Raw genomic sequence first — 12,556 nt, 5'->3', positions numbered from 1 at the left:
AATGGTATTCCGTAGTTTTAATAGCCAATGCCATTTACTTTTTTGTGTTTTACCTCATAACCAAATCCTTTTAAAATATGCAGATTTTAAGTTGGATTGATTGGACTGTTTTAAGTTTAACACTCGCCGCTATTGTAGCCTACGGTACCTGGCAAACCCGTGGTAGTAAAAATGTAACGGACTATTTACGTGGTGGGAATACCTCCAAGTGGTGGACTATCGGGCTATCGGTAATGGCCACTCAAGCCAGTGCCATTACGTTTTTATCTACCCCGGGACAAGCGTTTAATGACGGTATGGGCTTTGTTCAGTTTTACTTTGGGCTTCCCATTGCCATGATTGTAATTTGCATGGTTTTTATACCGTTATATCACCGATTAAAAGTGTACACGGCCTACGAGTTTTTGGAAAATCGCTTCGATTTAAAAACCCGAACCTTGGCGGCCATTTTATTTTTGATTCAACGCGGCTTAGCTGCCGGAATCACCATTTTTGCACCAGCCATTATTTTGTCCGTTGTTTTGGGCTGGGATTTATTAACGCTTAATATCGCCATTGGCGTGCTCGTAATTATTTACACCGTTTCGGGCGGTACGCGGGCCGTTAACGTGACTCAAAAACATCAAATGTTGGTGATTTTTATTGGAATGCTGGTCGCTTTCTTTTTGATTGTTGACAAACTTCCGCAAGATATTACCTTTAAAAAAGCACTTGATATCGCTGGCGCCAATGGCAAGATGGAGGTGCTCGATTTTTCATTCAATTTAAATAATCGTTACACCTTTTGGAGCGGCATTATTGGCGGTACTTTTTTGATGCTTTCGTATTTCGGAACCGACCAAAGCCAAGTTCAGCGCTACCTTTCGGGGAAATCGGTTAAGGAAATGCAATTGGGACTTATTTTCAATGGACTGCTGAAAATCCCCATGCAATTTTTCATTCTTTTGGTGGGCGTTATGGTATTTGTTTTTTATCAATTTAATGCCTCACCAGTAAATTTCAACCCAACCGCCACCGATTTGGTTTTAAGCTCGGAATATGCTGAGGATTACAAAACCCTTCAACAAGAACAACAAGCCGTTTTTAACGACAAGCAAAACATCATAGCCGCTTATATTAACGACGAAAACCCCAAAGCAGCCAACTACATCGCTTTGGCCAACGAAGCCCAAAACGATATACGCGCAGAAGCCAGAGCACTAATTGATAAAGCTTCAGAAAACCAAGATGTAAAAGTAGAAAGCAACGATAAGGATTATGTGTTTATTCACTTTATTTTGAACAATTTACCTCGCGGACTTATCGGGCTTTTATTGGCGGTTATTTTAAGTGCTGCCATGTCTAGCACCGCCAGTGAGCTCAACGCTTTGGGCTCGACCACCACCATCGATTTATACAAAAGAAACACCAGCGATAAAACCGAAGAACACATGGTTAAGGCCTCAAAATGGTTTACCTTCGCTTGGGGCATCATGGCCATTGCCGTGGCTTGCGTAGCCAATTTGGCTGAGAATTTAATTCAGTTGGTAAACATCATCGGCTCTATATTTTACGGTAATGTTTTAGGGATATTTCTGTTAGCGTTCTTCTTTAAATTCGTTAAGGGCAACGCCGTTTTTATTGGGGCACTTATTACACAAACCATTGTGATTGCACTTTACTTTTTAAATGAATTTGAAATCATTAACCTACCATTTTTATGGCTAAATTTTGTAGGCTGCATTATCGTGATTGCTCTAGCTTGTTTAATTCAATTAACACAAAAAAATGACACCAGAGAAAGCATTTAAGAAAATAAAATGGGGCATTATTGGCCTCGGAAAAATAGCCGATAAATTCGCTACCGATTTGGCAACCATAAGCGATGCCGAACTGTATGCTGTGGCTTCGCGGTCGCAATCCAAAGCCGATGAATTTGCTAAAAAATACCAAGCGACAAAAGCTTACAACAGCTACGAAGCTTTAGCCAAAGACCCCGATATCGATGCGGTTTACATAGCTACGCCTCATAGCTTGCACAAAGACAACGCCATCATGTGTCTAGAAAACGGCATGGCTGTTTTAGGCGAAAAACCTTTTGCCATGGATGCCTCCGAAGTAGGCGACATGATTGCAAAAGCCAAAGAGAAAAACGTACTGTTAATGGAAGCGCTTTGGACCTATTTTTTACCACATTACCAATACGTTTTAAAAGAACTTAAAAATAAAACCTTTGGCAATATTGTAAAATTAGAAGCTGATTTTGGTTTTACGCGTCCGTACGACACCAACACCCGACTCTTTGCTAAAAATTTGGGCGGCGGTAGTCTGCTCGACATTGGCATCTACCCTATTTTTGTTGCGCTTTCTACTTTAGGAATGCCGAAAAATATTGAAGCCGATGCCACCTTTTTTGAGAATGGCACCGATAGCACCTGCCACATGCTTTTCGATTATGAAAATGGAGCAAAGGCCGAATTAAAAAGTTCTCTGATTGAAGAAACGCCCACCCAAGCCATTTTTCATTGCGAAAAGGGCATTTTAAAAATTAATACGCAATTTCATGCGCCATCTACGGTCTCCATTATAAAAAATGGAAAAGAAGAAGTTAAGGATTTTAACTATACCACTATTGGCTATAATTACGAGGCCATCCATTTTAATGAACTACTAAGAAAAGGAAAAACAGAAAGTGATATTATGACTTTCGATTTCAGTAAAAAACTGATTAAAACACTTGATGAGGTTCGGGAAATTATTGGGCTTGATTATTAAAACCTTTCGTTTCTTTAGCATGAAAGTTTCTTTGGCTTAAAACGTCTAAGTCAAGAAATAAAATAGCAAATATTATGCATATAAAAATATGGTCCGATATCAGATGTCCATTCTGCTACATCGGCAAAAAACATTTTGAATCCGCCCTTAAGCAATTTCCAAATAGTGACGAGATTACAATAGAATGGAAAAGTTTCGAGCTAGACCCGAATTTAAAAACCGCGACCGATAAAAATGCAATCGAACATTTTGTTGAAAGCAAAGGAATTGACCCAGAGCGAGCCAAACATATGTTTAATAATGTTACCGCCATGGCATCACAGGCAGGTTTGGATTTTAATTTGGAAGCCTCTGTTCCGGCGAACACATTGAAAGCACACCGTTTGCTTCATTTTGCTAAAAATCAAGGCTTAGGAGACCAAACCAAAGAAGTGCTTTTAAAAGCCCACCTTAGCGAAGGAAAGAATGTGGACGACGTAAACACACTCACCTCCTTGGCCTCTGGTTTAGGAATGGATGCCGAAAAAGCAAAAACCATGTTGGACTCGGATGATTTTACCTATGAAGTGCGCAAAGACCAAATGGAAGCCCGCAATCTAGGCATTAACAGCGTGCCTTTTTTCGTGATAGACAATCAATACGGTATTTCTGGGGCACAACCAGTGGAAGTATTTACCGAATCGCTTGAAAAGGCTTGGAAAAACAAACAAGGTAAACTTGAGATGGTTCCGGAAGGCCATAGTTGCGATATAGACGGCCACTGTAATTAAGCTTATTTTGAACTAAAAAAAGAGGCTGAATTCGAAGTTTAACACAACGAATTCAGCCTCTTTTTTAATTGCTTGGAACACTACATTACATCGCCCCCCACTCTTTCAGTGAATCTTTATTCATTTTAACGTAATCGGCATTACCGGCAGCTTCGGCCGCAGCCAACGATTTTTTAGCAGCAGCAATAGCACCTTTTTTATCACCAGCTTTGGCATAGATCAACGACTGTTGCCTCAATTGCCAAAATGGAGCTTTATCGCCCGCCATAGCAATCGCTTTATCAATCCACGTTTTAGCCTGATTGATGTCTTTGCCTTCCTGTAAATAATATACCGCAGACTGGAAATAATCGCCCGAACTTGGTCCGTTCATCACTTTTGAAATGGATTTAGACACCAAATCGTCAGTAGGCACCTCTATTTTCACCCCAGCATAAACATCTTCCCACAGCATGCCTAAAACGGCAGAACTACTGGTTAAATCGTCAAATGTTATGGTAAACGTTTCAATTTTTACAGGCATTTTGTAAACCTCTGCGGTGGCTTTTGCGGCTACTTTACTTTCGTCCCAATTTTGTGGTGTTCCCCAATTTTCGGTATCCGAATAAAAATAAACCTCCCACGATTCCTTTCCAGGTTTAGTAAAAATAGCATAGCTTCCCGCTTTTAAAGTTTGTCCGTCCACAACGGCATCTGTACTTAAGCTAATCGTAGTATTTTTGTTTGCTCCCGTTCTCCATATTTTATCATAGGGCACCAAATCGCCAAAAATAGTTCTTCCTCTCATATTGGGTCTGGAATATTCCAACGTTACGTCGGTCAACCCCACTTTTTGTTCCGTTTTAGAAAACGGACTAGGCGCTGGGGTTTCCACTTGAGCTTTTGCGCTGTAGACCGCTGTAAAGGCCAATAGCACTAGTAGTAATTTTTTCATTTTTAGTTTTATTTAAGTTAAACATGTCGTATAAAAGTACACATCACCTTCCATATTACTGTTAACAAAACCTTAAAAGTAAATGGTTATTTATTTCTAAGGGCGCCTTTCACAAAAACTCCATCCTAAAACATTTTGTTTAACTTTTTTAAGTTTTAATTAAACATTTTGTATATTTGTGAAAAACACACTGTTATGGCAAAGAAAAAAAATATCAGCAGCGACAAAATCATAAGTTTTTACATGGATTTTATTTTAGAACACGGTGAAAACCCCAAATCGGTTTACGCTTTTTCTAAATTCCATAATTTTGAAGAAGCCCAATTTTACGAGCACTTTACATCCTTCGAATCGGTCGAAAAAGGGATTTTTGAAGCTTTTTTCACGAATTCGTTGACCGTATTAGAAAAAAACGAAGACTACCAAATCTTTGACGCTCGGAACAAACTCCTCAGTTTTTATTATACCTTCTTTGAAAACCTCACTGCTAACCGGAGCTATGTGGTATATGCCCTAAACAAGCATAAAAACGAATTGAAAAACCTACGTGCCTTATCTGGATTAAGACAGCTTTTTACAGCGTATGTGAATAGTTTAGGCATTCAAATGCTAGATTTAAAGGAAAAGCGCTTAGAACGTCTACAGGAAAAAGCGTTGAAAGAATCGGCTTGGGGCCAACTATTATTTACTATTAAATTTTGGATGGAAGACCAATCGCCCGCCTTCGAAAAAACCGATGTTTTTATTGAAAAATCGGTAAACACCAGCTTCGACGTACTGAATATTGCGCCATTACAAAGCGTTTTAGATTTAGGAAAGTTCCTTTTCAAAGAAAAAATACACATGAACTAAAAAGCGCCATGAAAACAATTGATAGCATACCGACCTCGAAAATATCCAGAGCCACCAAATTGGTTTCCACAGGGGCCAAAGTGGGCGTAAATTACTTGAAATATTACGGCGATAAATTGGTAACTAATGAAGGCGAAGCCAAAGAACGTTTAAACAAAAATAATGCGTCCGATATTTACGATGGTTTAAAACAATTAAAAGGCAGTGCCCTTAAGGTGGCCCAAATGCTAAGTATGGAAAAAAGCATTTTGCCCCGTGCCTATGTCGAGAAATTCTCTTTAGCGCAATTCTCTGTGCCGCCACTTTCTCCGCCATTGGTCACCAAAACCTTTAAAAAATATTTTGGCAAAACACCAAATGAAATCTATGATACCTTTAACGCAACGTCTGTTAACGCGGCAAGCATTGGCCAAGTGCATATTGCCGAAAAAGATGGGAAAAAGCTTGCTGTGAAAATCCAATATCCAGGCGTTGCCGAAAGTATTGCTAGCGATTTGGCCATGGTAAAACCCGTGGCTATTAGCATGTTCAATATTAAAGGAAAGGATTCCGATAAATATTTCAAAGAAGTCGAAAATAAATTAACCGAAGAGACCAACTATATTTTGGAACTTCAACAGAGTGAAGAAATTGCCCAAGCATGCAGGCATATTCCAAACTTAAAATTTCCGAAATATTACGAAGCGTTGTCGTCAGAGCGCATCATCACCATGGATTATATGGAAGGCGAACACCTTTCGGAATTCGCGCTGCACAACTCCAACCAAAGCACAGCCAACAAATTGGGTCAGGCCCTTTGGGATTTTTACATGTATCAAATACATAGTTTAAAAAAAGTACATGCCGATCCACACCCGGGCAACTTTTTAATTTCAAAAGAAGGTGAATTGATTGCCCTAGATTTTGGATGTATGAAGTCGATTCCTGAAGATTTTTATGTACCGTATTTCGAGTTGGCTAAACGCGAGAATATCAACAACAAAGTTATTTTCGAAAGAAAATTATTTGAATTGGAAATTTTAAAACCGGAAGACTCACCTGAAGAATTGGAATTTTTCACTAAAATGTTCCATGAAATGTTAAGTTTATTTACCCAGCCGTTTCAACAAGACCATTTCGACTTTTCGGATGCAGAGTTTTTCGGAAAAATAGCCGACTTGGGTGAGCGCTATTCCAAAAACACCGAACTAAAAAAAATGAATGGCAATCGCGGCTCCAAGCATTTCATATACATTAACCGGACGTTTTTCGGACTTTACAATTTAATGTTCGATTTAAAAGCTCAAAATATAACAATTAATAATTACTTGAAATTATAATGACCTACTTTAGTGCTTCAGATATAGAACAGCTCGATCATATTTACAAGATAAACTTGATTAATAGTTGCTCGGGTTACAAATCTGCCAATCTACTTGGAACCCGATCAGCGCAGGGTATCAAAAATGTTGCAGTGTTCAGCTCAGTAACCCACTTAGGCTCCAGCCCTGCTCTGCTCGGTTTCTTTTTACGCCCCACTACAGTGTTAAGAAACACCTACCAAAATATTAAAGACACCGGTTTTTACACTATAAATCATATTCATGAAGAAATTATTCAAGATGCCCACCATACCTCGGCCAAATACGAATCTAACGTTTCAGAGTTCGAGGTTACCAATTTAAAACCAGAATATAAAAACGATTTTCATGCGCCGTTTGTTGAGGGTGCACCCATACAACTAGCGATGGAATTTGTTGAAGAGTACCCCATAAAAGCAAACAACACTATTTTGGTAGTGGGCAAAATTAAAGCACTTTACGTTGAAGATGGCTTAATTGAAAACGACGGATTCATTAATCTATCTTTCGCCCAAGTAGCCGCCATAAATGGATTAGACGGTTACACTATACCCCAAGCACGTGAACGCTACGGTTACCAACGACCCAAAAATTTAGTTACGAACAAGGATTAACTCCTTAATTTTTAATAAATTAAACCCATATGACTATTCTTGTTACAGGAGCTACGGGCTACATTGGCAAACGCCTCATCCCCTTTTTGTTAAATGAAGGGCATACCGTGTTTTGTGTAGTACGAGATAGACTAAGGGCAGATAAAAGCTATGCTGACGAAGAGAACGTCCATGTAATTGAGGGCGATTTTTTAAAGCCAGAAACGTTGGAAAATATCCCAAAGGATATTGATGTAGCCTACTATCTAATTCATTCTATGTCCAACTCCTCGAAAGATTTCAAATCACTTGAAGAGCAATGTGCGCAAAATTTTAAATCGGCCATTGAAAACACAAATGCGAAACAAGTCATATACCTTAGTGGCATTACCAACGAGAAGAAGCTTTCAAAACACTTGCAGTCTAGAAAAAATGTTGAAGAAGCGCTAGCCTCAACAAAGTACGCATTAACGGTTTTTAAAGCAGGGATTATTGTTGGTTCCGGAAGCTCATCCTTCGAAATTATAAGGGATTTAGTTGAAAAGCTACCTTTTATGATTGCTCCAAAATGGCTAAACACCAAAACACAGCCTATTGCGGTAAGGGACGTCTTGGCCTTTTTAACTCGGGGAGCAGGCAAAACCGAACTTTATAATACATCTTATGATATTTTTGGTCCGGAAATTATCACATACAAAGAGATGCTGCTTCAGTTTGCCGAAGTACGTGAATTAAAACGCTACATACTAACCGTTCCAGTGATGACCCCAAAATTATCGTCGTATTGGTTGTATTTCGTTACCTCAACATCTTACAAACTCGCCACGTCGTTAGTAGATAGCATGGGCGTTCAAATTATTGGAAAACCAAGTAATATTAACAGCATTCTTGATGTTCACCCCATAAGCTACAAAAAAGCGGTAAAACTGGCGTTCGAAAAAATTGAGCAAAACAGTATAGTATCCAGTTGGAAAGATTCCATGATTAGCAGTGGCCGCCTTCGGAAAAATTTGCACAAATACATCAACGTACCTCAATTTGGCTGTTTTCGGGATTATAAAGAGCGTAAAGTAAATGACGAGAATATCACAATCAACAAAATTTGGAGCATTGGCGGTACTACAGGTTGGTATTACGGTAATTTTCTTTGGCGTATTCGCGGATATATCGACAAACTTTTTGGCGGTATTGGTTTAAGGCGCGGACGCACCAATCCGTCTGATTTGAATGTTGGCGATGCGCTCGACTTTTGGCGCGTTATTTTCGCCGACAAAAACAAAAAGAAGCTCTTACTATACGCAGAAATGCGACTACCCGGCGAGGCATGGCTCGAATTCAAGATTGAAGACAATTTGCTAAAACAGACCGCCACATTTAGACCTCGCGGACTTTGGGGCCGACTGTATTGGTACAGCGTGTTGCCGTTTCATGGCGTTATTTTTAAAGGCATGATTGACGAATTGGCCAAAGCTTAGCCTAATTTTTCATTTTAATAGATTTTATGAAAACCCTCCGACTCATACTTGGCGATCAACTCAATATAAAACACTCTTGGTTTAAAAACACCGAAGACAATGTGTTATACTGTCTTTTTGAAATGCGACAGGAAACTGATTATGTGGTGCACCACATTCAAAAAGTGATTGGCTTTTTTGCGGCAATGCGTCAGTTTTCAGAAGATTTAAAAAGTGCTGGACACCGTGTTTATTACTTAAAAATCAATGATGAAAACAATCAGCAAAAGTTAGCTGAGAACCTATCCGAAGTCATTGATAATGAAAATATTCAAAAGTTTGAATACGTCCTTCCCGATGAATATCGATTGGACGAGCAGTTAAAAACATTCTGCAACCAGTTGAATATAGAATCCCAGTCCGTTTCCGCAGAACATTTTTATACCAGCAGAGAGGAATTGGCTCAGTTTTTTGAGGGCAAAAAGCAGTATCTCATGGAAAACTTCTACCGATACATGCGTAAAACACATGAAATTCTGATGGTTGGCAATCAGCCCGAAGGCGGTAAATGGAACTACGACAAAAGCAACCGAAACAAATGGACTGGTGATACTGAAATTCCGCAGTACAAATGGTTTAAAAACGACGTAGATAGTGTGATTGAGGATATTGAACAAGCTAATATTAAAACCATTGGCGAATTTAAAAGCAAAACCTTTCAATACCCCATTACTAGAAAGCAAGGATTGGAACAACTCAAATATTTTTGCGAACATCTACTGGTTCACTTTGGCGATTTTCAGGATGCCATGCATACCAACCAAACGTATTTATTCCATTCTCGGCTATCATTTGCCATGAATTTAAAACTTCTTTCTCCAAAAGATGTCGTGAATACGGTTATGAATTATTACCGAAAACACCGCGAGCACATCGATATTTCGCAGGTTGAAGGTTTTGTGCGACAGATTATTGGGTGGCGCGAGTACATGCGCGGCATGTATTGGATGCTCATGCCAGGCTACAAAACCAAAAACGAACTAAAAAACAATAACCCCTTGCCCGAGTTTTTCTGGACGGGCAATACTAAAATGAATTGCTTAAAACACGCCATTACCAACTCATTGGAAAATGGATATGCCCATCACATTCAGCGGCTCATGGTAACTGGAAATTATGCGCTTTTAACCCAAACCAATCCCGATGAAGTAGACCAATGGTATTTGGGCATTTATGTTGATGCCGTTGAGTGGGTACAGCTCACTAACACCCGTGGGATGAGTCAGTTTGCAGATGGCGGAAAAATTGCCACTAAGCCTTATGTTTCCTCAGGCTCCTACATCAGTAAGATGAGTAATTATTGCGACAACTGCCATTACAACAAAAACAAAAAAATTGAAAAAAATGCCTGCCCGTTCAATAGCCTGTATTGGAACTTCTTGGATGAAAAACGTCAATTTTTAGGCAACAACTACCGCATGAAAATGATGTACAGTGTTCTCGATAAAATGGATGATTCACAAAAAGAACAAATTAAAAAACGGGCGCAACATATCATAAATAATCAAGATGAATACTAAGCCCGAAATTCATTTAGTGTGGCTAAAGCGCGATTTGCGCCTACAAGACAACGAAGCCATCTGCAATGCCTTAAATTCTGGTGGAAATCTATTGCTGCTATACTGTTTCGAACCTTTACTGTTAAACGATCCACATTACAGCCAGCGGCATTGGGATTTTATAAAACAGTCTTTAACCGATTTAAACCATTCGTTGAAACCATACCACTCGAAAGTACTCGTGGTACAATCGGATATTATTGCGGCGATTAACCAAATTCTATCTGCCTACAAAATAAATAATGTTTATTCGCACCAAGAAACTGGCATACTGGCTACTTTTAATCGCGACAAATCCTTTAAGCGCTTTTGCAAAAACAACTTTATCAATTGGCATGAAAATATAAACAATGGCGTACAACGCGGACTAAAAGACCGCAAAAAATGGTTGGAACTTTGCGATATTTTCTATGATATGGAGCCATTGCCTTTCGCCCCAAAAGACAATCAGCTTTTAGATTTAAACGCTATTGGTCAACTAGAAAAAAACTTCAATGTTCCCAGTTTGAAAACCGACACAAATACGCCATTTCAAAAAGGCGGTCGCACAACTGGTTTGCGTTACTTAAAGTCGTTTTTAAAAGAACGCTACAAAAATTACATGTTCCATATCTCGAAACCAGAATTGAGCCGAACATCATGCAGCCGACTGTCGCCATACATCGCATGGGGCAACTTGTCGATTAGAGAAGTATTGCACCAAACAAATGCCGTTAAAAAAACCATAAAAAACAAGAAAGCACTCAACGCCTTTACCTCTCGCTTGCGCTGGCAATCACATTTCATTCAAAAATTTGAAATGGAGCACACCATGGAAAACGCTAGCATCAATAAAGGCTACCACAAGTTAAAAAAGAACATTTCATTGGAATATCAAGAGGCGTGGAAAACGGGGAAAACGGGATTCCCATTGGTTGACGCCTGTATGCGCTGCTTAAATGAAACGGGATATTTAAACTTTAGAATGCGGGCCTTGGTGGTTTCATTTTTTACGCACAACCTCTGGCAGCCTTGGCAAGAGGCCACAACACACTTATCGCAAATGTTCCTTGATTTTGAGCCCGGCATTCACTTTCCGCAGTTACAAATGCAGGCCGGTGAAACTGGTATTAACACGCTTCGTATCTACAATCCCATTAAAAACAGTTTAGAATTCGACCCTGATGGAACATTCATAAAAAAATGGGTTCCAGAATTAAGAACATTAGAGATTCCTTTTATCCATCAGCCCTATTTAATGACCAAAATGGAGCAACAATTTTACAATTTTAAACTTGGCGAAGATTACCCCAATCCAATTGTAGATATCGATGCTACCCGAAAAAGGGCTTCTGATACCCTATGGAATCTTCGTAAAGACAACCTTGTGAAAAATGAAAGCAAAAGAATTTTAAAAAAACACACATTGGCCAAACGCAGCAATTTTACAGATATCCGCAACAACAGCTAACTTTCATTCATTCAGTTTATACAGTTAAAACATTTTGTTTAACTTATTTTTATTATAGTTAAACATTTTGTATCTTTGAATGGAATGATATTCGATTCAACATATAATAATAAAGAGCACAAACCACTATTGGAAGATATGGTGGGCAGGCCCTTTACACTTTTAGAGTCCTTTAAGATGAAAGGCGTGGGTTCAAAACGTATGATTATTAGTGAGGTGAGTCCAAATCTAGCACCCTATATGAATTTAGTTTCGGATGTTAATTATGCGAATATCGAGCTAAGAAAAAAAGGCATCCTAATTCATATCAATAAAGGACTTAAAACCTATACTTGGGCTATACCCTATTTTCAATTAGTGGTATACCGAACCAACGGCATTAGTATACACGCTCAAGGTAATTTCATACATTTTAAAAACAACAAAACATTTAGGGAGAATAAAAGGTTTTTCGATAAAATGTTGGATAAAAAAATAAAAAACGCGTCGCAATTTAATTTCCGTAACCCATGACATTTACAGCACGAGAAGAAGACCGAATTATAGAAATGGCATGGGAAGACCGTACCACCTTTGAAGCGATAAGGTTTCAATTTGGCTTGAAGGAACAGGACGTGATTGAATTCATGCGAAAAAAATTGAAGCCCAAAAGTTTTATAATGTGGCGCAAACGCGTTCAGGGGCGAAAAACCAAACATGAAAAATTGAGGCATTTTGAAGTCCGCAGCTTTAAATGCTCCAGACAAAAACCCATTTCCCAAAACAGGATATCAAAACGCTAAGCCGTGAT

Annotated in this window: 12 protein-coding genes; 11 read left to right on the top strand and 1 reads right to left on the bottom strand. The window is 39.0% G+C overall.

Annotation, left to right across the window (positions count from 1 at the left end; translation table 11 throughout):
• Nucleotides 1-77: 77 nt before the first annotated feature.
• The 3 genes from ABI125_09365 to ABI125_09355 all read left to right on the top strand — a co-directional run bounded on the left by ABI125_09365 (nt 78) and on the right by ABI125_09355 (nt 3,524).
• Nucleotides 78-1,790 carry a sodium:solute symporter gene (locus tag ABI125_09365; protein ID XCF04935.1) on the top strand — a complete coding sequence of 571 codons (1,713 nt, stop codon included), beginning with the start codon at nt 78-80 and terminating at the stop codon, nt 1,788-1,790.
• The gene (locus tag ABI125_09360; GenBank protein XCF04934.1) at nt 1,768-2,754 is read left to right on the top strand and encodes a Gfo/Idh/MocA family oxidoreductase; all 987 of its coding nucleotides are present in this window, start codon (nt 1,768-1,770) and stop codon (nt 2,752-2,754) included. The genes ABI125_09365 and ABI125_09360 overlap by 23 nt, the downstream gene beginning before the upstream one ends.
• A gap of 74 nt (nt 2,755-2,828) precedes the next feature.
• Nucleotides 2,829-3,524, top strand: coding sequence for a DsbA family oxidoreductase (locus tag ABI125_09355; GenBank protein ID XCF04933.1), 696 nt, complete (start codon nt 2,829-2,831; stop codon nt 3,522-3,524).
• Nucleotides 3,525-3,609: 85 nt separating this feature from the next.
• On the opposite strand, the gene ABI125_09350 is transcribed toward ABI125_09355, so the two are convergent.
• The gene (locus ABI125_09350; protein ID XCF04932.1) at nt 3,610-4,458 is read right to left on the bottom strand and encodes a DUF2911 domain-containing protein; all 849 of its coding nucleotides are present in this window, start codon (nt 4,456-4,458) and stop codon (nt 3,610-3,612) included.
• Nucleotides 4,459-4,653: 195 nt separating this feature from the next.
• On the opposite strand from ABI125_09350, the gene ABI125_09345 reads away from it, so the two are divergent.
• The 8 genes from ABI125_09345 (at nt 4,654) to ABI125_09310 (ending at nt 12,548) form a co-directional block, all read left to right on the top strand.
• The gene (locus tag ABI125_09345; GenBank protein ID XCF04931.1) at nt 4,654-5,310 is read left to right on the top strand and encodes a TetR family transcriptional regulator C-terminal domain-containing protein; all 657 of its coding nucleotides are present in this window, start codon (nt 4,654-4,656) and stop codon (nt 5,308-5,310) included.
• 8 nt (nt 5,311-5,318) lie between these two features.
• A complete protein-coding gene (locus ABI125_09340; GenBank protein ID XCF04930.1) occupies nt 5,319-6,629 on the top strand; it encodes an AarF/UbiB family protein in 1,311 nt (436 codons plus the stop codon).
• Nucleotides 6,629-7,264 carry a flavin reductase gene (locus tag ABI125_09335; protein XCF04929.1) on the top strand — a complete coding sequence of 212 codons (636 nt, stop codon included), beginning with the start codon at nt 6,629-6,631 and terminating at the stop codon, nt 7,262-7,264. The genes ABI125_09340 and ABI125_09335 overlap by 1 nt, the downstream gene beginning before the upstream one ends.
• Nucleotides 7,265-7,293: 29 nt before the next feature.
• Nucleotides 7,294-8,718, top strand: coding sequence for an SDR family oxidoreductase (locus ABI125_09330; GenBank protein ID XCF04928.1), 1,425 nt, complete (start codon nt 7,294-7,296; stop codon nt 8,716-8,718).
• Between the two features lie 26 nt (nt 8,719-8,744).
• Nucleotides 8,745-10,277, top strand: coding sequence for a cryptochrome/photolyase family protein (locus tag ABI125_09325; protein XCF04927.1), 1,533 nt, complete (start codon nt 8,745-8,747; stop codon nt 10,275-10,277).
• Nucleotides 10,267-11,766 (top strand): deoxyribodipyrimidine photo-lyase, encoded by a 1,500-nt coding sequence (locus ABI125_09320; protein XCF04926.1) that lies wholly within the window; start codon nt 10,267-10,269, stop codon nt 11,764-11,766. The genes ABI125_09325 and ABI125_09320 overlap by 11 nt, the downstream gene beginning before the upstream one ends.
• Before the next feature lie 84 nt (nt 11,767-11,850).
• Nucleotides 11,851-12,279: a hypothetical protein gene (locus ABI125_09315; protein XCF04925.1), complete on the top strand. Its 429-nt coding sequence runs from the start codon at nt 11,851-11,853 to the stop codon at nt 12,277-12,279.
• Nucleotides 12,276-12,548, top strand: coding sequence for a TIGR03643 family protein (locus tag ABI125_09310; GenBank protein ID XCF04924.1), 273 nt, complete (start codon nt 12,276-12,278; stop codon nt 12,546-12,548). Before ABI125_09315 ends, ABI125_09310 begins: the two co-directional genes overlap by 4 nt.
• The last annotated feature ends 8 nt before the right edge of the window (nt 12,549-12,556 follow it).

The organism is Tamlana crocina, from assembly GCA_040429635.1.
Classification (GTDB): Bacteria; Bacteroidota; Bacteroidia; order Flavobacteriales; family Flavobacteriaceae; genus Flavisericum; species Flavisericum crocinum.
Note: the sequence above shows the minus strand (reverse complement) of the source record. Positions and strands in the feature narration are given on the sequence as shown.